Below are 19,740 nucleotides of genomic sequence, written 5' to 3'. Positions count from 1 at the left end.
TGGGCGGCCAGCCCCTTTTTTTGCAGGTCCAGATGCGAACACAACTCAGGATCACACGCAGACAGAGCGGCTCAACAGGGGTTTGGCTTGCAGTGATTGATCGAGGTCACGACAATCGGGCCCGAATCCACAGAACAAACAAGGAGTCCCCATGAAAGGCGACGCACAAGTCATTGGCCATCTGCAGGCCCAGCTCAAGAACGAACTAACGGCCATCAACCAGTACTTCCTGCACTACCGCATGCTCAAGCACTGGGGCTTCGACAAGCTGGCCAAGAAGGAGTATTCGGAATCCATCGGCGAGATGAAGCATGCCGACTGGCTCATGGACCGCATCTTCACGCTCGACGGCCTGCCCAACCTGCAGGACCTGGCCAAGCTCCAGGTCGGCGAAGACGTGCCAGAGATCCTGGCCTGCGACCTGAGCTCCGAACAAGGTGCCCAGGCGACCATCAAGGAAGGCATTGCCCACTGCGAGACGGTGCGCGACTATGTCTCGCGGGATCTGCTGCAAAAGATCCTGGACGACACGGAAGAGCACATCGACTTCCTCGAAACCCAGATCGACCTGATCGACAAGGTCGGCCTGCAGAACTACCTGCAATCCCAGATGGGTGAGGCAGAGTAAGCAAGACTTCAGTTTCTCAGAGCGCTCCACGAAAAAAGCAAAGAAGAAATCAAGAAAACGGGCTTCGGCCCGTTTTTTTGTGCCCGCGACGCCCCGCGCTGCTCGTCACAAGCTGTTGCAAATGCACATCAAAACAGCTCAAGTTGCACACCAATGAATGCGAATGCTTCTCAACAAAAGTAGAATGCATTCTTACGACCGGTGCCAACCCCTTTGCAGCCCTATTGGCGTTGCGCCCGATCCCGTGATTTTCTTCCACACCTAGCCAGCCAGTCAGCCGGGCCTCGCCGCCGCTGCAGCCAGCGTTTGTACGTTTGCCGTACGACAACCCTGCCTGGAGCCTCTCTGATGCTGCGCAGCACCGCCAGCCCCTGCATTGCGGGGTCTCTGTTCCTCTCGTTTTCTCACTGCTGCGCCGCCTCTCGCGCCGCCACAGCCCAGCCATGAAGGCCGTTCGCTTGGACTGGCGCTACCGCTTGGGCGTCACCTCCCGTTCCGTGGCGGCCATCGCGGGCGGCTATGCGCTGGCCGCCGGGTTCACAGCTGCTTTTTCGCTGGGCCTGGCGCAGTTCATGCCCCGTGTGGAGGCCGTGCTGACCGCCACCATGCTGGCCTGGCTGGCCTATGCCATCGCCGCTGGCTGGGCGTTTTATGCGCGCACGGCCTGGGGCGCCTGGGGCGGCACGCTGCTGCCCGCCCTGGCGCTGGGCGCCTGCGCCATGGCGCCGCAATGGATGGGAGCCACGCCATGACCGCCGCACACACCACCACCGCCCGCAAGAGCGCCGACCGCGAGGGCTTCCGCCAGGCGATGTCGTGGCTGCACACCTGGGCCGGGCTGATCCTGGGCTGGTTGCTGTTCGCGATCTTCCTCACTGGCACGCTGTCGTTCTTCAAGAACGAGTTCAACCTGTGGATGCGCCCCGAGATGCACGGCCTGCCAAGCATCGAAGTGGCGGATGCGCAGGTGGCCCAGAAGTCGCTGGACGCCCTGGTGCGCAAGTCGCCCGAGGTCACGCAGTGGATCCTGCACCCGCCCGACGAGCGCGACCCTGCTGTCAACCTGCTGTGGCGCGGCACCGGCAACGGCCGGTTTGAAACCCTACGCATGAACCCGCAGACCGGAGAGCCCATCGAGGCACGCCAGACCATGGGCGGCGATTTCTTCTACCGCTTTCACTTCGAGCTGCGTACCGCCCAGAAGGGCCGCTGGACCCTCGAAGGCCGCTGGGTGGTGGGTGTGGCGACGATGCTGATGTTTGTGGCGCTGATCACGGGCGTGATCACGCACCGCCGCATCTTCAAGGACTTCTTCACCTTCCGCCCCACCAAGGGCGGGCAGCGCGCCTGGCTGGATGCGCACAACGTCACCGGCGTGCTGGTGCTGCCGTTCTATTTGATGATCACCTTCAGCGGGCTGATGATCTTCCACACGCTGTACATGCCCGCCGGCATCGCCACCACGTACAAGAATGAAAAGGGCGTGGACTCCAACGCGTACTTTGCCGACCTGCAGGGCGAAAAGGCCGAGAGCCGTCCCCGCCGCGGCGCAAACGACAAAGTGGAGCCCCTGCCCGCCATCGCGCTGCAGCCCATCCTGAATGAAGCACGCACCCGCTGGGACGGCGGGCGCATCGGCAGCCTGCAGGCGCGCCGCGATGCCAAGGGCCGCGCCGTGGTCGAGGTCACGCGCCACGAGGGCGACCGCCTGCAGTACCGCCCGCCGCGCCTTTTGTTCGACGCCACCACCGGCCAGTGGCTGGACCAGGCCGACCCCACCGGCCCCGCCGCCAAGACCTATGGCGTGCTGTACGGGATGCACCTGGCGCGCTTTGCCGATGCTGGCATGCGCTGGGCCCTGTTCGGCTTTGGCGTGCTGGGCAGCCTGATGATCGCCACGGGCATGGTGCTGTGGACCGTCAAGCGCAGCGCCCTGTCGCAAACCAAAGCCGGCCGCCAGGGCGCTGCCGCCCCTGCAGCGCGCACCCAGGCGCCCTTTGGCGAGCGCCTGGTGGCCGCCATCAACATCGCCACGCTGGCGGGCCTGCCGCTGGCCTGTGGCGTGTATGTGGCCTCCAACCGCCTGATCCCCGTGGGCATCGAGGGCCGGGCCGATGCCGAGCTGGCCTGGTTCTTCAGCGCATGGGGCATCGCGCTGCTGTGGGCGCTGGCGTGCGCCGTGGTGCGGCCCAGCCGCATGGGCTGGTCGGTACCGCTGGGTGCTGCGGGTGCCGTGTGGACGGCCCTGCCGCTGATCAATGCGCTGACCACCCACACCCACCTGGGCGTCACGCTGCCCGCGGGCGAATGGATCTGGGCCAGCATGGACCTGTCGTTCCTGGCCACGGGCCTGCTGCTGTGCTGGCTGTCCTGGCGGCTGCGCCCGGGGCGCGTGCCCAAGGGCCGGGCGGCGGTGTCCCAGGCACCGCGCCACGCCGCAACCGCCAACGCAACCGCCCCGCAGCCCGCGGCACCGGCGCTGTCGGCCACGCCCGACGTCTCCACTTCGGGAGCCTGATCCATGTCCGCTTTTCTGCTGTGTTTTGCCGCATGGTCGGCCATTGCGCTGGGCATGGACCGCCACCACGAAGACGCGCTGGGCCGCGAGGGTACGGCGCGGCGCCAGATGCACCTGCGCCGCGCCGGCTGGCTGGTGCTGGCGCTCTCGCTGTGGCTAGCGGCGCGGCCGTCGGGCGAGGTGCCTGCATCGCTGGGCGTGACGGCCTGGACGGTCGCCCTGTCGGTCGCGGCCCTGGCGGTGACCGCCATGGTGACCTGGCAGCCGCGGCGCACACCGGTCGCGGCCGGCGTCGCGCTGGCTGCCGGGCTGCTGGCGTGGGCCGGCGGCTGGTGATGGCGCCCAGCGCCGCACGGGCTGGCTGAACGCCGCTGCGGCGCAGCCGCAGCGCTGCGCACGCCCGGGCCACACCGCGTCCTGCCCCCTGCCCCGTCCACCCCAACGCATTCGTTTCGCTTCACCGCTTCGCACACCTCCCAGCCAGGGCCGACCACCGGCCCGCGCCAGGCCCGGTGTGCGGGTTGTCTTCACCTGCGCTGCGCACACACCCAAGGAAAAACCATGCACGCATTCCGCCAGTCCCACACGCTCAGGCCCCTGTCGGCCGCCCTGCTCGCCGCGCTTTGCAGCGCTGCGTGGGCGCAGCAGAGCCCGCCGGCCACCGCACCGCAGACGCTGGGTGAGGTCACGGTGCAGTCCACCACGGGCGACGATGGCTACTCGCCCGCCGCCAGCACCTCGACCACCAAGGGCAGCGCGCCGCTGCGCGACGTGCCCCAGGCCGTGAACGTGGTGCCCGAGCAGCTCATGCGCGACCAGGGAGCGCGGTCGATGGAAGACGTGCTGCGCAACGTGCCCGGCGTGGCCATGAGCCACGGCGACGGCCAGCGCGACCAGGTGGTGATCCGCGGCTTCACGGCCATCGCCGACCAGTTTGTCGACGGCGTGCGCGACGATGCGCTGTACTTCCGCGACCTGGCCGACATCGAGCGGGTGGAAGTCCTCAAGGGCCCCGCCGCCGTGCTGTACGGGCGCGGATCGTCGGGCGGCCTGATCAACCGCGTGACCAAGAAGCCCAAGTTCGGCGAGACCTCGGGCGAGGCGTCGCTGGGCCTGGGCAGCTTCGATTACCGCCGCGCCACGGCCGATGTGAATGTGGGCATCAGCGACACCGCGGCCTTTCGCATCAACGCCGCGGTGGAGGACTCGGGCAGCTACCGCGACCAGCAGTTCGTCAAGCGCCACAACTTCGCGCCGTCGCTTGCGCTCAAGCTCGCGGCGCAGACCGACCTGCTGCTGCAGTACGCCAACGCCCGCGACCAGCGCCTGACGGACTTCGGCATTCCGGCGCTCAACGGCCGCCCCGTCAACGTGTCGCCGCGCACGTACTACGGCTCCAGCAACGCCGCGCAGGACGACACCACCACCAGCACCATGCAATCGTTCGCGGCCACGCTGAACCACCGCTTCAACGACGACTGGTCGGTGCGCAACGTCACGCGCCTGTACGACTACGCGCTCGACCGCTACAACACCCTGCCCGGCGGCACCACCGACCCGGTGAACCTGACGGTGGGCCGCACGCGCTCGTTCGTCCTGCGCGACGAAAAAGGCTTCTTCAACCAGACCGACGTCACCTGGCGCAACCGGCTGGGCGGCTTCCAGCAGGAATGGCTGATGGGCGTGGAGCTGGGCCAGCAAAAGAAGCGCGCCGAGTCCGTCTCGGGCGGCGCGGACCGCGTGCCGATCTTCAACCCCGGCAACCGCCCCGCCCCCGCCATCCCGGCCGCCAGCTTTGCGGCCGACGGCGCCATCCCCAGCCACACCACGCAGGACACGGCCGCGCTGTACTGGCAAAACCAGATCACGCTGGCGCCCCAGTGGAAGGCGCTGGTGGGCGCCCGTTACGACGTGTTCGGGCAGGAGACCACGTTCGACCGCAAGCTCGCGGGCCTGTCGCGCACCGACAAGAAGTTCAGTCCCCGCGCGGGCCTGGTGTGGCAGCCCAGCGATGCGCTGTCGTACTACGTGTCGTACAGCAAGTCGTTCCAGCCCTCGGCCGAGACCTTTGCGCTGGCGGCCAACAACACCGGCGCCGAGCCCGAGATCACCGAGAACAAGGAAATCGGCGTGAAGCTCGACGTGCTGGACGGCCGCCTGAACTTCACCGGCGCGCTCTTCAACCTGGAGCGCACCAACATCAAGAACACCGACCCGACCAACCCATCGCGCCAGATCAATGTGGGCACGCAGCGCACCAACGGCCTGGAGCTGACCGCCAATGGCCGCCTGCCCGACCGCTGGGACGTGAGCGCGGGCTACGCGTGGCTTGATGGCCGCATGACCAAGTCGCTGGCCACCACCGGCTCGCTGCAGCTGCCCACGGCGGCCATCGCGGCGCAGGGCAAGGTGGCTGCACTCACGCCGCGCAACTCGGCATTTTTGTGGGCCATGAAGGACCTGGGCCACGGCCTGCGCGCGGGCGGCGGCGTGAACTACGTGGGTGCGCGCTTCACCTCGCTGACCAACCTGGTGACCCTGCCCGGCTACACCACGCTGGACGCCGCGCTGCAGTACACGCTGGGCCAGTGGGATGTGGACGTGAACATCAAGAACCTGGCCAACCGCAAGTACTACGTGTCGTCCCACGGCAGCAACGACAACCTGATCCTGCCCGGCTCGCCGCGCGCGCTGCAGGTGACATTGCGCACACGGTTCTAATGCAGCGCATACAGGCGCGGCGTACAGATTCAAAGCCTTTTAGGCTCCTAGCGCTTTCTGGATAAGCGCTATAAGCTACCAAAATAATAGCAAAAATCATTCAGCGCGTGGCTCACCATGGCCACGCGCCACGGCGAAACCGGTGCGCGCAGCCGCTGCGCACGTGTGCGCTTGAAAATGGCACCGGATCGCGGGACCGCTGTCACGCTGATCGCAAGAGGGCACGCGGGCTGTTCATGAGCAGCATCCTGAGCCCGCCGTGGCTTTCAGCTCGCCTTGGCGCAGGTCGGCCAGGATGGTGCAATCCGGCGCAGGACCACCAGCACAGCCCGCGCTGCAAGCCTGGACAAAACGCGACAGGCTGCGGTCCAAGCGACGCAGCTCTGCCATCTTGGCCCGCACGGCGGTGAGGTGCGCCTGGGCTATTGCGCGCGCCTCCACGCAGTCGCGCTCGGCGCTGGTCGACAACGCGACCAGCTCGCGCGTCTCATCAATCGAAAACCCCAGATCGCGGCAGTGCCGGATGAGGATGAGCACGTCTTGCACCGAGTCTGGATAGACACGATGGCCGCTGTCGCGCCGCATCGCGGCGGGTATCAAGCCCACTTCTTCGTAGTACCTCAGGGCAGATACCGCAAAGCCAACCCGCTTGGCCAGGGCGCCAATGGAGAGCAGCTCTGGTGTGGGGTCAGCGGGGTTTGTCGGCTTTTTCACAATAGTCCTTGCACCTCAAGTAACTTGAGATTTTAAAGTGGGCTTACGGGAATCGACCCGCATGGACCCATTGGAGAAAATTCGTGAAAAAACCTGTATTGGCCGCACTGGGCATAGCGGGAGCCTGCGTGGCGTGCTGCACCATCCCCTTGGCGATCCCCCTGCTGGGTGGGGCTGCGGCGCTTGGAGTGACCTCCTGGCTGGTGGCGACACTCGGGATCAGTCTGGAACTGATGGTTCTGCTGGGGATCGCGTCCATCGCAGTGCTCGTGTGGAGCGCAAGAGCGTGGACACATCACCACCGCACAAAGCCATGCGCCAATGAGTCGTCCAGCGCAAGTAGCTGCGTTGTGACTGCTGAGGCGCAGGGGTGCGGCTGCGCGACAAGTTAGTTGGCATGGCGGGCGCGTACCGGTCTCGGGCCCCAGATCGGCAGGTGCTGCCCGGTCCACAACGACGGTCCTGCAGGAGAAAATCGCCGCTCAGCTGACGCCGAAGGCGTTCGGATGCCGCGGCTTGTCATGCCGGTCTTTCACAAGCGTCATGTGAACGCCATCGTGATACCGGCCATCGAGGCACACTGCTTCAGACTCGACGCCGTACTCTACAAAGCCCATTGATTTGTAAAGCACGATGGCCGGTTCGTTGGGCACGTACACCTGCAGGTTCACACGATGCACACCGTTGTCGAAGGCGTGTTGAAGGGCGGTTTCCACGACCTGCCGGCTTAGTCCCCGGCGACGGTGCTGAGGGGACGTAAACACGCCCCACATCACCATTTTGTGGTGCGAGGACGGAAATTGGCCTGTGCGGCTGACGGCAGCTGTCGCGGCAAGCTCACCCTGAATAAAACAACCGAACACAGCGTTTGGAAGAGGTGCAGAGAGCTGCGCTCGAAAGCCTTCCAACGTGCGCGTGAGTTCTTCCTCGAACGTCAAACCCATGGGCACGGGGTCTGCTCGTGTGACCTCTCGTCGCAAAGCCGAAAACGCCGCAGCGTCATCGGCACCAAGACGGCGGACCTCCACTGGCTGTGCAATTTGGCTCATAGGGCAAAGCGTTCGACGGACAGGGTGGCCTGCGCTTTGGCGCAAGACATTCCTTTGACGGCGGTGTCAGACGCCTGGAGGGACGAGGGAAAAGACATAGGCATCCGTAAAGCAGCCATGCACCTTGAGCCGATTTCGCGCGAGGCACTCTCGCACCGCCCCCGACCGCTCGGCCAGGCTGAGACTGGGCGTGTTGTGCTGGGCCACGACGATTTCAACGCGGCCCAGCTTGAGTTCGGCAAAGGCGAACTGACTGAGTGCCTGAACGGCGGCGAGCGCTGCGCCTTGGCGCTGCCAGGATTGGCGGACCCAGTAGCCCAGGTTGCAGAAACCGTTGACCGGGTTGAATTGATTGAGGCCGCAGCCACCCACAAGGGTATTGGACCCGGCGTCGAAAATCCCGAACTCGTAGCTGGAACCTCGCTCCCGCTCGGCTTCGCAATGCGCAAACCAGGATGCAGCATCGGCGGTTGTGTAGCTGGCATGGGCCCAGGGCATCCACTTCCCGACGGTGGCGGTGGACTCCAGAACTGCCTCAACGAAGGCAGGGAGATCGAGTTCAACGAAGGGGCGTAGCTGGAAGCGACCGGAAGCAAGCATAGGGCTGAAGCTGTAGGTGTCTACCGCGTCAATTAAGCCAAGCCGCTAAGTCGCTTCGGCTTGAAGGAGGGGAGAGGCGGCGCTTCTGGGCGACCCCTGGCCTTGAAGGGGAAAAGCCGCTCTTTACCGACAGATGGATTGTTGTGTGGCATTCACTTTTGGCTAGGAATGCGCGCGGACAACCCATGTGACTGCGGCAACCAATGCAATGAAAACAAGCGTAGAAACGGAATACCACAACACACGAAGCCCCGAGATCGACCGCTGCCTGGTTCTTTGCTCAACAAACTCGTTCCCATGGCGGATACCTGGCAAACGGGAGTAGGCAAGTCCTAGGAGCTCTCCGGCCGCGCTAAGCAGGAGATAGGCCGGTGGAGCAAACATTGCAAGGAGTAGCCAGCGGAGTAGACCCTCGGGATGCCCTAGCCACAGGAAAACTCCAGCGCACACCGAGAGACCTAGCCAAAGAACGAGTAGTAAGCGTGGTTTCGACATTGATATGCGCTCAGACTGGATTGGTTGAGTGAGTCTCCCGCTCGGCCTCGCAATGCGCAAACCAGGATGCAGCATCGGCGGTTGTGTAGTCGGCATGGGCCCAGGACATCCACTTGCCAACAGTGGCGGTGGACTCCAGAACCGCCTCGACGAAAGAGGCGAGATCGGATTCAACGAAGGGGCGGAGCTGGAAGCGACCGGAGGCAAGCATGGGAGCTGAAACTGTAGGTGTCTGACGTTGGCCGTGAATGGGCCGCGGCAGCGCACTCGCCATTGAAGAACCGCGGTCATCCTGACCGCCATTGCGGGTCCATACGACAAACCCGCTCCGCATCATGGCTGCGTACCTCCCTTCTTGTGCACCTTGAAATTGTCATCAAGGTAGACAGAAGAACTCGTCATGCCATAGCCTTCGCAGACAAACCCGTTCAAAGGCAGCACGCCCGGAGCATCGGTGATCCGGCCTCTCGCCTCCTTGTACTTCTTTCCAACACGCCGCGAATGAATGGCGGCGTTGGTCAGGTAGTTGAGGCTCACTCGGTAGGAGGAGTTGCTGGAGTAGTCTTCGTCGTCCTGCTGCTCGCCGATGTGTTCCAGGTCTTTGGTCTTGGCGTTGTAGCGGAACTGCAGCGTGAAGCCCGAGAACCGGGCGGCGTCTGCATAGAAAACCGCCTGGACGAACAACGCGTTGTTCTTGATGTCCAGGTTGTAGAACTTGCCGGGGTGGCAGAACTCGCCGGAGACCGAGAGCACCTGATAGCTGCCATCTGCCCTTCCGGCCAGGACGAACAGCCTCTCCTCTTTTTGGCCTTCTCCTTTGCGCCCCATCAGCAGCATGGCCAGGTCGGGAACGCCGTCGCCGTTCAAGTCGCCCTCTGCGGCGGCCAAGACAAAGTCGAGATGCCGAAACTCGGGGGCTATTGCGAGCCTGGCCTTCTGCTCCGCGGATGTGTTTCCGTCTGCGGCATATGCATTGCCCATACACAGAATGGCCAGAACAGCGAGCCCTGGCAAGGCAGCCATGTGCAGCGCTCGACGCAGGGCACCCATGCATACCGCAGATGCGTGCGCGACAGGCTGAACGGCGCGGGATATCGTGGACACGGAGCTCTCCTGAAAGCGGCTCGCAGCTTGGCTTCGCAGCCAATGCACTGGTTCAATGCCCAGGCACAAAGATCCTGCAAAACCGGCACGCTGGGTCCAAGGGACTATAGCCTGCCAGCGGGCGCAGGTTGCGCGCTGGAGGGCCCACTTGCGGGCTGCCCGCTGGCCGAACGAATGGAACCGATACGGCCTGGGAATGCGATGGCCATCGCCGCCTGTGGCCCCATGCAGCTCCCGAATCTGCAAACACGATACCGGCGGCCGCCACTGCCAAGGGCTTCTTCCACAAGCCCCCTGCCCTGAACCCCGCGCATTCTCCGCGCGATGCCCGGCCCCAAACAGACCATTCCCCGCACCACGGGATCGGGCTTTTTCCCAACACACGCAGCCCGACCACCATTACGAATACAAACAATTCCTATTTGCAATGTAAAATTAGGTATACGCAAGCCACAGCCTCCCCCTTAGACCTGCTCTAAGGCTGCAGCCAGCACCCACCGTCCTTCGATGTTTTCGGGTTGTCTGGCTTGAACCACCTCTTCGCTCCTCCTACTGCTGCCATTGCTGCCCCTGCGCTGCGGGGCGGCCGTACAGGTGTGTGCCAGCCCAGCCCCTGCCGCCCCACCCCTGGACCATGCTGAGCCCCACCGCCCTGCGCCGCTGGAGCTGGACCCACAAGTGGTCCAGCCTGGTGTGCACCGTCTTCATGCTGCTGCTGTGCATCACGGGCCTGCCGCTGATCTTTCACCACGAAATTGGCCACCTGCTGGGCACCGAGGTCGAGGCGCCCGCCATGCCCGCCAGCACGCCGCGCGCCAGCCTCGACAAGGTGCTGGCCACCGCGCACGCATTGCACCCGGATCGTGTGGTGCAGTTCGCATCACATGCGGAGGACGATGACAACGTCTGGTTCGTCACGCTCACGCCCACACCGGCGCCCACCGATGATTTCCGATCCGTGGCGGTGGATGCGCGCACGGCCCAGGTGCTGGCGCAGCCGCGTTTTGACGAGGGCTTCATGTACGTGATGTTCAAGCTGCATGTGGACCTGTTCGCGGGCCTGCCGGGCAAGCTGTTTCTGGGCTTCATGGGCTTCCTGCTGCTGGTGGCCATCGTCACCGGGGTAGTGTTGTATGCACCGTTCATGCGCAAGCTCGCGTTTGGCGAGGTGCGGCGCGAGCGCTCCACGCGCGTGAAGTGGCTGGACCTGCACAACCTGCTGGGCATCGTCACGCTGGTGTGGGCGTTTGTGGTGGGCGGCACGGGCATGATCAACACGTGGGCGGACCTGCTCATCAAGTACTGGCAGTACGACCAGCTCTCGGTGCTGCTCAAGCCCTATGAGGGCCAGCCCATCGTGCCCGCCGCAGAGCGCGGGCCGCTGCAACAAGCGCTGGAGGTGGCGCAGGCCCAGGCGCCGGGCACCAAGCTGTCGTTCATTGCGTTCCCGGGCACGGCGTTTTCCAGCCCGCATCACAACACGTTCTTCCTGCGGGGCAACGAGCCGCTCACCTCGCGCCTGCTCAAGCCCGTGCTGGTGGATGCGCGCACGGCGCAGGTCACAGCAGCGCCCCAGCTGCCGTGGTACCTGACTGCGCTGCTGGTCTCGCAGCCGCTGCACTTTGGCGACTACGGCGGCATGCCGATGAAGATCCTGTGGGCGCTGCTCGACATTGCCACCATCGTGGTGCTGGGCAGCGGGCTGTACCTGTGGCTGCGCAAGGGCGTGCAGGCGGGCAGCGCCAGCAACGCCACTACCAGCACCACCACCGCGGCAGCCACCGTGCAAGGTCACACCAGCCTGCCGACAACGGCTGCAGCGCGCACCGGCAGCCCTCTGCCCCACACGGGGGGCCGCGCATGAAGGCGAGCCCTTTCTGGTCGCTGTGGGGCTGGCCCATCGTGATGGGTGTGGTGACCACCACCGGCCTCATCACGGCACTGGTGTCTGACACCTGGGGCGACTGGTGGTCGTGGGTGGGTCTGGGCATTCCGGTGGCGGTGATGGGCTGGACCTGCTGGCCGCGCACCACGCCAAAGGCCACTGCGCAACGCGCCCATGACAAACCCCACACCGATGCCGACGAAGCGGGCGCCAACGCCAACGCCACGTAACTCTGAACATTCCCCGCACCTTCAGCACGCCATGCGCAATCCCCATTCCCCTCGCCGCCCTGCCCTGACCTCAGCCGCACTGGCCGCCGCCCTGCTCTTCACACTGAGCGCGCCCACCGCTTGGGCGCAAGCGACGGCCAGCGGCACCGAGCCCGACGGCAAAACCCTGTCCACCGTCACGGTCAACGCCAGTGCCGACGCATCGGCGCAGGGCCTGTCGCCCGCCTACCCCGGCGGCCAGGTGGCGCGCGGTGGGCGTGCCGGCATCCTGGGCACCAAGGACGCGATGGACACGCCATTTTCCATCACCAGCTACACCAACGAACTGATCCAGGACCGCCATGCCCGCAGCGTAGGCGATGTGCTGCAAAACGACCCCACGGTGCGCGTGGCACGCGGCTTTGGCAATTTTCAGGAAGCGTTCTTCATCCGGGGCTTCATCCTCGATTCGGACGACACGGCCTACAACGGCCTGTACAGCCTGCTGCCGCGCCAATACATTGCGACTGAGCTGTTCGAACGCGTGGAGGTGCTGCGCGGCGCATCGGCCTTTTTGAACGGCGCCAGCCCCAATGGCGGCGGTCTGGGCGGCAGCATCAACCTGCTGCCCAAGCGGGCGCCCAACGAGCCCTTGAACCGCGTGACGTTTGGTGTGGCCAGCGGCGGCCAGACACAGATCGCGGCCGACATTGCCCGCCGCTTTGGGCCGGATGGCAACACCGGCATCCGCGTGAATGCGGCGGCCCGCAACGGTGGGACGGCGGTCGATGGCGAAGACGTCCAGCTCGGCCTGCTGGCCGTGGGCCTGGACTGGCGCAGCCGCGACGTGCGCCTGTCCGGCGACATCGGCTGGCAAGACCACCAGCTCAAGAACACCCGCACCAATGTCACGCTGGGTGCTGCGGTGACGGCGGTGCCGGGTGCCCCCGACAACCAGGCCAACTTTGCCCAGCCCTGGAGCTATTCGAACGAACGCGACACCTTCGGCACGCTGCGCGGCGAGTGGGACCTGTCGCCCACCACCACGGCCTGGGCCGCGGCGGGCGCGCGCCGTGGCGAAGAAGCCAATTCACTGGCCAACCTCACAGTGACCAACGCCGCCAGCGGCGCGGCCACCACCTACCGTTTTGACAACACCCGCAAGGACAGCGTGAACACTGGCGAGCTGGGCTTGCGCGGCAAGCTGCAGACCGGCAGCGTGGGCCACGAATGGGTGGCGGTGGCGTCGCACTTCAGCGCCGACAAGAAAAACGCCTATGCCATGGACTGGCGCAACACCCAGGCGACCAACCTCTACAACCCCGTGGCCACCGGCCTGCCGGCTTTTAGCGCCGACACCCTCTTCGGCGGCGACCTGGCCCACCCGCAGCGCACGGGTAGCACCCGCCTGACCAGCTTTGCGCTGGGCGACACGGTGCAGCTGCTGGACAGCCGCCTGCTGCTCACGGCCGGCCTGCGCCACCAGAAAATCGAAATCGCCAACTACGCCTACGGCACCGCCGTGCAGACCGACCGCTATGACCAGAGCCGCACCAGCCCGCTGCTCGCGGCCATCTACAAGGTGGACAAGGGCCTGTCGGTGTATGCCAACTATGTGGAAGGCCTGAGCCAGGGCCAGACCGCGCCCAGCACGGCGGCCAACCGGGGCGAGATGCTGGCGCCCTATGTCTCCAAACAAAAGGAAGTGGGCGTGAAGTTTGACGCGGGCCGCGTGGGCGGCAGCGTGGCGCTGTTTTCCACCACCAAGCCCCGCGCGTTTTTGAGCGCGGCCAACCTCTTCAGCACCAGCGGCAAAGACCGCCACCAGGGCGTGGAACTGGCACTGCAGGGCGAGGCCACCAAGGGCCTGCGCGTGCTTGGCGGCCTGACCTGGCTGGACGCCAAGCAGCTGACCACCGGCGCTGCCGCCACCGACGGCCAGCGCGTCATCGGTGTGCCCAAGCTGCAGGCCAACCTGGGTGCAGAGTGGGACGTGCCCGGCGTGCCGGGCCTGGCCGTGGATGGCCGCTGGGTGCACACCGGCGCCAGCTATGCCAACGCCACCAACACCCTGCGCGTGCCTGGCTGGAACCGGCTTGACGTGGGTGCCCGCTACCTCACCGAAGTGCAGGGCCGCCTCGTCACGCTGCGCGCCCGCATCGACAACCTGACCAACCGCAACCACTGGGCCTCGGTGGGCGGCTACCCCGGCTCGGGCTATCTGGTGGTGGGTGCACCGCGCACGTTGTCGCTGAGCGTAGGCGTGGACTTCTAAAGCGGCACCGCCGCCACGCCGCCCAGGCCCTGTTCAGACAAAATTTAAGGTCAAAAAGCCACCCAGCGCTTATCCAACAAGCGCAGGCAGCTATCAAAAAATGAGTGTTTATCACCCCTGCATCGCAGGGGCGTGGTGCCCTGCGCTCCGCTGTTTTTGTTGTTACTGAAACCACCGAAAGGAAATCGTCCATGTCCTCGAACCAACGCCTCCAAGCCCCGCTGCTGGCCGCCCTGCTGGCCTGCGCCGCCCTCACTGCGGTGAGCACCGCCCATGCCCACCAGGTCTGGCTCGAAAACGCCGGGGGCCAGGCGCGCCTGCACTTTGGCGAGTTCAACGAGAACCTGCGCGAGACCTCGCCCGGCCGGCTGGACCAGTTCAAGGGCGTGCCCGCACTGGAACAACGCACGGGCAGCACGACCCAGCGCGCGGAAGGCCAGCTGGGCAAGGACGCTTTTGTCTACACCACCACCGGCACGCCAGACACGCTGTTCGCCGCCGCCACCTACCCGCTGATCGACCGCAGCAAGCGCAACCTGCCCGCGATGTTCTGGCAGCCCTCGGCCCGCTGGGTGGCCGGCCTGGCACAGCCCGTGGCGCCCACCGCCCCGCTCGACCTGGTGCCCACCGGCAAGCCCGGTCAGCTGAAGGTTGTCTACAAGGGTGCGCCGCTGCCCAAGGCCAAGGTGCAGTTGGCAGCACCCTCCGGCTGGACGCGCGAAGCCGAGGCGGGTGAAGACGGCACCGTGACCTTCGTCACCCCCTGGAAGGGCCAGTACGTGGCCGAGGTGAAGCACAGCGACAAGACCCCCGGCGAAGCCCAGGGCGGGCAGTACGGCGAAGCCAGCTACGTGACCACGCTGACCTTTGTGCTGGCCGATGGTATGGCGTCGCCCGCCCTGCCCGAGCCGCCCAAGGCCCACTGAGCCCCGGCTGACGCCACCGCCGATTCGCTAGCCGCACAAACCACCGCCCTCTCGCGGCGCGTGGTACTGCCTTGGCACGCTCGGGCGGCTGGCATTCATATCACTAAAAATAGGCTGTAGCGCTTTATGTAAAAGCGCTGACAGCTACTAATCCGATAGCGCCATGATTCACCCCAATCTCTTGCGCACCGCTGTAGCGCACGCCGCGCTGCTGGCTGTGTGCGGCACCGCGTTCGCGCAGAACAGCACAGCACCCGCACCGGCCCCCATACCCGCCGACGCTCCAACAGCCGCTCCCTCCTTGCGCCAGGTCGATGTCATCGACTCCACGGCAGGCGCCGCCGCCACGCCCGCACGGCGCGCGCAAAGCAGCTCGCGCCTGGGCCTGTCGGTGCTGGAGACGCCGCGCTCGGTCAGCGTGATCGACAACGCGCTGCTGGAGCAGCAGATGGCCACCACCGAGCGCGACGTGCTGCGCAATGCCTCGGGCGTCTCCACGCGCAGCGAGTACTACGGCTCGTACTCGCAGTTCTCCATCCGCGGGCTGTGGGCCAACAACACCTACAACTTCCTGCGCGATGGCGCCAAGTTCGTCCACCTGCTGGACCCGCCGCTGTTCAACATCGAACGTGTCGAGGTGATCAAGGGCCCCGCCGCGCTGGAGTTCGGCCAGGTCGCGCCTGGCGGCCTGGTCAACTACGTGAGCAAGCGGCCCCAGGCCGACCCACTGCGCACCGTGAAGATCGGCGCAGGCAGCCATGGCTGGCGCAGCGCCGAGTTCGACCTGACCGGCCCGCTCAATGCCGACGGCACGCTGCGCTACAGGCTCGACGGCGGCGCCAGCCGGGGCGGCAGCTTTGTGGATGGCAACACCCCGCGCAAGCAGGGCATCGCCGGCAGCCTGGAATGGCAGATCGCGCCCAACACCGTCTGGCGCGCGCAGGCGGAGACCCAAAGCATCGACGGGACGTCCACCTCCGGTCTGGCAGTGCCAGACCCCAAGAACCCACGCAGCGCCGACGTGCTGCCAGTGGGCGCGTTTTACGGCGAGCCCTGGTTGAAGACCGACGGCCATCTGCGCTTTTATTCCACCGAGTTGCAGCACCGTTTGACGGACCAGCTGGAAGCCCGCGTGCACCTGTCGCGCAACGAGACCTTTCGCAACGTGAACATCGTGTCGCCCATGGGCCCGGTGACCAACGGCCGCGTGGCGCGCACCTACTGGATGGCGCCGGGACAAAAATACACGTCGGACACCGCGCTGGCCGAACTGCGCGCGCAGCTGCAAACCGGCGCGGTCAAACACACGATGCTGGCGGGGTTGGACTGGCGCGCCATTGCGGGCTTCTATGGCGCGCGCACCACGGGCAACCTGGGCGCCATCGATCTCTACAACCCCGTCGCAGGCCTGGTGCCACCCGTGGCCTCCACCGGCGTGGGCAAGCTCTCCTCCGACGCCCGCAACACCGGCGTGTTCGTGCAGGACCGCATGGTGCTGGGCGATTTCGGCCTGCTGCTGGGCCTGCGCCATGACAAGTTCAAAGACGCCTACACCACGCCCGTCACCGACCTGAGCCAGACCCAGCCCAGCGCCGCGCTGAGCTGGGAAGTGCGCCCGGGCAGCATGGTGTACACCAGCTACGCACGCTCGTTCCAGGCCAACTCGGGCACGCTGATCTGGGGCGACCGCGCCGCGCCGCCCTCCGAAGGCAAACAGCTGGAAGTGGGCTGGAAGCAGGAGTGGCTGGACCAGCGCCTGATGACCACGGTGTCGGCTTTCGACCTGGAGTTGACCAACGCGCCCGCCACCGACCCGCTGCACCCCGGCTACTCGGTGCTGACCGCGCGCCAGCGCATCAAGGGCGTGGAGCTGGAGCTGCAAGGCCGCATCACCCCCGGCTGGACGGTGACGGCCCAGGCCAGCTTCCAAAACCCCAAGGTGCTGGCCGACACCACCGCCGGGGCCAACGTGGGCAACCGCGTCGCGCTGGCCACGCGCCGCAACGCATCGCTGTGGACGCAGTACCGCCTGCCGCAACTGCCCGGCCTGTGGGTCGGCGGCGGCCTGGTGCACCAGGGCGACAAGTTCATCGCCAACGACAACAAGTGGCGCCTGCCGGGCTACACCGTGGTCGACCTGGCCGTGGGCTACCAGTTTGCGGGCGGCGTGCGGCTGCAGGCCAACCTGAAGAACGCGGGCAACCGCCGCTACTACCTGGACGGAACGACCACCACGGCCGGCTTTGGCGCCGTCGTGCCGGGCACGCCACGCAGCCTGCAGGTGTCGCTGGACTACACGTTCTGACGGCCACGCGCCACCACCCCACCACCACCCAAGAGCCCGAAGCCGGGCGCGTGATGACCACGGCCTGTCGCCTGCGGGCCTGAATACTTTTTCAACGATCGGAGAAACAGCACCATGAAACCTGGCATCACCGCCTGCCGCACCGCCATCGCGCACGCGGCCTTGCTGGCCCTGTGTGGCGCCGCCCACGCGCAGCAGGCCACGGCCCCTGGCACCACCGAACCCACTGCGGAAAAGGCGCTTGCCCCTGTCACCGTCAATGCGGGCGCTGAACAGCAAAGCCCCACGGCGCCCGTCACGGGCTTTGTCGCAAAACGTGCGCTCAGCGCCACCAAGACCGACACGCCGCTCGTCGAGACGCCGCAGGCCATCAGCGTGATCACCCGCGACCAGATGGAGGCCCAGGGTGTGCAAACGCTGCGCCAGGTGACGGCTTACACGGCAGGTGCCGTGTCCAACTACTTCGACAGTCGCCAGGACACCTTCAAGGCGCGCGGCGGCGACGTGACGCAGTACCTGGACGGCATGGTGCGCTTCATCGGCTACTGGAACGACACGCGGCCCGATCCATACACGCTGGAGCGCGTGGAGTTCTTGCGCGGCCCCTCGTCGGTGCTGTACGGCCAGGGCAGTGTGGGTGGCGTACTCAACCTCACCAGCAAACGCCCGCAGGCCGAGCCGCTGCGCGAGGTGCAGGTGCAGCTGGGCAACCATGCGCGCAAGCAGATCGCCGCCGACATGACCGGCAAGCTCACCGAAGACGGCCAGTGGCTCTACCGCCTGGTGGCCGTGGGCCGCGACAGCGACACACAGGTGGACCACGTGCGCGATGACCGCCTGGTGATCGCCCCCACCGTGACCTGGAAGCCCAGCGCCGCCACCTCGCTCACGCTGCAGTTCACGCACCAGAAGGACAAGAGCGGATCGCTGATCGGCTTCTTCCCCTGGCAGGGCACGCAGTTGCCCAACCGTTACGGCCAGATCCCCACCTCCACCTTCATCAGCGAGCCGGGCTGGGACCGCTACAACTCCGAAAGCACCTCCTGGGGCTACCTGTTCAGCCACCAAATCGACAGCGCCTGGACCGTGCGCCAGAACCTGCGCCGCAGCGTGAGCGAGGTGGACTACCGCACGCTGTACACCAGCTTTGCCGCCAACGCCGCGCTGGGCCGCCCCGCACGCCCCGTGTTCAACGCCGATAACCGCACCGTGCTGCGCGACGCATCGTGGACGCTGGGCACCGCACGCATGCTGCTGGTCGACACCCAGGTCGAAGGCAAACTTCGCTGGGGTGATACGGAGCACACCGTACTCGGCGGGCTGGACGTGCAGCGCAACCACTGGGGCCAGCAAAGCTGGCGCGCCGTGGCGCCCGCCATCGACGTCTACAACCCCGTGTATGGCAACTTCACGGCGCCGTCGGCATCGGCCCTCGCACGCGTGCCCAGCGTGGCGCAGCGCCAGCTGGGCTTCTATGCCCAGGACCAGATCAAGTGGGGCCGCTGGACCGCTACGCTGGGCCTGCGCCACGACAACGCCAAGAGCGACACCGAAGGCCGCCCCGCCGCTGCCGCCGACGACAAGGCCTGGACCAAGCGCGCAGGCGTCACCTACCAGATGGACGGCGGATGGGCACCCTATGCGGGCTATTCCGAATCCTTCCAGCCCCTGGGTGGCGCCAACCTTTACGGCGTCCCCTTCAAGCCCCAGCGCGGCGAACAATGGGAGGCCGGCGTGAAATGGCAGCCCCCGGGCCAGGGCATCAGCGCCTTTGCCGCCGTCTACCAGTTGCGGGAGAAGAACCGCAAGACCACCGACCCGACCAACCCGCTCAACAGCCTGCAGATCGGCGAAGTGAAGGTCAAGGGCTTCGAAGCCGAAGTGCAGGCAAGCCTGGCGCGCAACTGGGACTGGACCGTGGGCTATGCCTTCACTGATGCCAAGATCAGCCGCAGCAACACCGGCGACCAGGGCCTGCCCGTGGCGAGCACCCCTCGCCACACGGCTTCGACCTGGCTGAGCCACCGTTTCGCCAGCGAAGGCCGCGGCGGCTGGACAGTGGGCGCCGGCGTGCGCTACACCGGCTCGCAGTGGAGCGGCACCAGCGCCATCAGCACCCCGGCCGCCACCCTGGCCGATGCCATGGTGGCGTACGACGCCGGCGACTGGCGCGTGGCCTTCAACGTGGTCAACCTGGCGGACAAGGTGCACATCACCCAGTGCCTGGCGCGGGGCGATTGCTTCTACGGGCAGGCGCGGACGTATACGTTGACTTCGACGTACCGGTTTTGATGGCCAGGAAGGGGAGACC

At 66.1% G+C, this 19,740-nt stretch carries 16 protein-coding genes; 11 read left to right on the top strand and 5 right to left on the bottom strand.

Annotated elements, in window-relative coordinates; all coding sequences use genetic code 11:
- The first annotated feature begins 151 nt into the window (after positions 1-151).
- From bfr to IB243_RS08305, 5 genes are all read left to right on the top strand, one after another.
- Positions 152-628 carry a bacterioferritin gene (gene bfr / locus IB243_RS08325; RefSeq protein WP_057227055.1) on the top strand — a complete coding sequence of 159 codons (477 nt, stop codon included), beginning with the start codon at positions 152-154 and terminating at the stop codon, positions 626-628.
- Positions 629-1,071: 443 nt separating this feature from the next.
- Positions 1,072-1,380 carry a hypothetical protein gene (locus tag IB243_RS08320; protein ID WP_029414101.1) on the top strand — a complete coding sequence of 103 codons (309 nt, stop codon included), beginning with the start codon at positions 1,072-1,074 and terminating at the stop codon, positions 1,378-1,380.
- Positions 1,377-3,146 (top strand): PepSY domain-containing protein, encoded by a 1,770-nt coding sequence (locus tag IB243_RS08315; protein WP_192426220.1) that lies wholly within the window; start codon positions 1,377-1,379, stop codon positions 3,144-3,146. The genes IB243_RS08320 and IB243_RS08315 overlap by 4 nt, the downstream gene beginning before the upstream one ends.
- A 3-nt stretch (positions 3,147-3,149) precedes the next feature.
- Complete coding sequence (locus IB243_RS08310; protein WP_056411776.1) at positions 3,150-3,482, top strand: DUF3325 domain-containing protein; 333 nt, start codon at positions 3,150-3,152, stop codon at positions 3,480-3,482.
- Between the two features lie 225 nt (positions 3,483-3,707).
- Positions 3,708-5,867, top strand: a complete 2,160-nt coding sequence (locus IB243_RS08305) for a TonB-dependent siderophore receptor (protein ID WP_192426219.1) — start codon at positions 3,708-3,710, stop codon at positions 5,865-5,867.
- Positions 5,868-6,101: 234 nt separating this feature from the next.
- Here IB243_RS08305 and IB243_RS08300 read toward each other — a convergent pair whose 3' ends face one another.
- From IB243_RS08300 to IB243_RS08285, 5 genes are all read right to left on the bottom strand, one after another.
- Positions 6,102-6,581, bottom strand: coding sequence for a helix-turn-helix domain-containing protein (locus IB243_RS08300; RefSeq protein ID WP_192426218.1), 480 nt, complete (start codon positions 6,579-6,581; stop codon positions 6,102-6,104).
- Positions 6,582-7,063: 482 nt separating this feature from the next.
- Positions 7,064-7,630, bottom strand: a complete 567-nt coding sequence (locus IB243_RS08295; protein WP_192426217.1) for a GNAT family N-acetyltransferase — start codon at positions 7,628-7,630, stop codon at positions 7,064-7,066.
- 66 nt (positions 7,631-7,696) lie between these two features.
- Positions 7,697-8,230: a GNAT family N-acetyltransferase gene (locus IB243_RS08290; protein ID WP_192426216.1), complete on the bottom strand. Its 534-nt coding sequence runs from the start codon at positions 8,228-8,230 to the stop codon at positions 7,697-7,699.
- A 505-nt stretch (positions 8,231-8,735) separates the two neighbouring features.
- Positions 8,736-8,936, bottom strand: a complete 201-nt coding sequence (locus tag IB243_RS27100) for a hypothetical protein (protein WP_225584800.1) — start codon at positions 8,934-8,936, stop codon at positions 8,736-8,738.
- A gap of 122 nt (positions 8,937-9,058) precedes the next feature.
- Positions 9,059-9,829 (bottom strand): hypothetical protein, encoded by a 771-nt coding sequence (locus IB243_RS08285; RefSeq protein ID WP_192426215.1) that lies wholly within the window; start codon positions 9,827-9,829, stop codon positions 9,059-9,061.
- Between the two features lie 634 nt (positions 9,830-10,463).
- Here IB243_RS08285 and IB243_RS08280 point away from each other — a divergent pair.
- From IB243_RS08280 to IB243_RS08255, 6 genes are all read left to right on the top strand, one after another.
- Positions 10,464-11,693, top strand: coding sequence for a PepSY domain-containing protein (locus tag IB243_RS08280; protein ID WP_192426214.1), 1,230 nt, complete (start codon positions 10,464-10,466; stop codon positions 11,691-11,693).
- Complete coding sequence (locus tag IB243_RS08275) at positions 11,690-11,944, top strand: hypothetical protein (protein ID WP_192426213.1); 255 nt, start codon at positions 11,690-11,692, stop codon at positions 11,942-11,944. Before IB243_RS08280 ends, IB243_RS08275 begins: the two co-directional genes overlap by 4 nt.
- A 31-nt stretch (positions 11,945-11,975) precedes the next feature.
- A complete protein-coding gene (locus IB243_RS08270) occupies positions 11,976-14,198 on the top strand; it encodes a TonB-dependent siderophore receptor (RefSeq protein ID WP_192426211.1) in 2,223 nt (740 codons plus the stop codon).
- Positions 14,199-14,389: 191 nt separating this feature from the next.
- Complete coding sequence (locus IB243_RS08265; protein ID WP_010464047.1) at positions 14,390-15,124, top strand: TonB-dependent receptor; 735 nt, start codon at positions 14,390-14,392, stop codon at positions 15,122-15,124.
- Between the two features lie 163 nt (positions 15,125-15,287).
- Entirely contained in the window at positions 15,288-17,429 is a 2,142-nt protein-coding gene (locus IB243_RS08260) for a TonB-dependent siderophore receptor (RefSeq protein WP_192426209.1), read from the top strand.
- 114 nt (positions 17,430-17,543) lie between these two features.
- Positions 17,544-19,721: a TonB-dependent siderophore receptor gene (locus tag IB243_RS08255; RefSeq protein ID WP_192426207.1), complete on the top strand. Its 2,178-nt coding sequence runs from the start codon at positions 17,544-17,546 to the stop codon at positions 19,719-19,721.
- The last annotated feature ends 19 nt before the right edge of the window (positions 19,722-19,740 follow it).

Origin of the sequence: Acidovorax sp. ACV01, assembly GCF_014851495.1 — a bacterium.
GTDB lineage: Bacteria > Pseudomonadota > Gammaproteobacteria > Burkholderiales > Burkholderiaceae_C > Acidovorax > Acidovorax radicis.
The sequence above is the reverse complement of the archived record's forward strand: the minus strand, read 5'-3'. Positions and strand labels throughout refer to the sequence as shown.

Coding starts and splice junctions, on each gene's coding strand:
- bfr (WP_057227055.1), top strand. CDS start 152: ATGAAAGGCGACGCACAAGTCATTGGCCATCTGCAGGCCCAGCTCAAG.
- IB243_RS08320 (WP_029414101.1), top strand. CDS start 1,072: ATGAAGGCCGTTCGCTTGGACTGGCGCTACCGCTTGGGCGTCACCTCC.
- IB243_RS08315 (WP_192426220.1), top strand. CDS start 1,377: ATGACCGCCGCACACACCACCACCGCCCGCAAGAGCGCCGACCGCGAG.
- IB243_RS08310 (WP_056411776.1), top strand. CDS start 3,150: ATGTCCGCTTTTCTGCTGTGTTTTGCCGCATGGTCGGCCATTGCGCTG.
- IB243_RS08305 (WP_192426219.1), top strand. CDS start 3,708: ATGCACGCATTCCGCCAGTCCCACACGCTCAGGCCCCTGTCGGCCGCC.
- IB243_RS08295 (WP_192426217.1), bottom strand. CDS start 7,630: ATGAGCCAAATTGCACAGCCAGTGGAGGTCCGCCGTCTTGGTGCCGAT.
- IB243_RS08290 (WP_192426216.1), bottom strand. CDS start 8,230: ATGCTTGCTTCCGGTCGCTTCCAGCTACGCCCCTTCGTTGAACTCGAT.
- IB243_RS27100 (WP_225584800.1), bottom strand. CDS start 8,936: ATGCTTGCCTCCGGTCGCTTCCAGCTCCGCCCCTTCGTTGAATCCGAT.
- IB243_RS08280 (WP_192426214.1), top strand. CDS start 10,464: ATGCTGAGCCCCACCGCCCTGCGCCGCTGGAGCTGGACCCACAAGTGG.
- IB243_RS08275 (WP_192426213.1), top strand. CDS start 11,690: ATGAAGGCGAGCCCTTTCTGGTCGCTGTGGGGCTGGCCCATCGTGATG.
- IB243_RS08270 (WP_192426211.1), top strand. CDS start 11,976: ATGCGCAATCCCCATTCCCCTCGCCGCCCTGCCCTGACCTCAGCCGCA.
- IB243_RS08265 (WP_010464047.1), top strand. CDS start 14,390: ATGTCCTCGAACCAACGCCTCCAAGCCCCGCTGCTGGCCGCCCTGCTG.
- IB243_RS08260 (WP_192426209.1), top strand. CDS start 15,288: ATGATTCACCCCAATCTCTTGCGCACCGCTGTAGCGCACGCCGCGCTG.
- IB243_RS08255 (WP_192426207.1), top strand. CDS start 17,544: ATGAAACCTGGCATCACCGCCTGCCGCACCGCCATCGCGCACGCGGCC.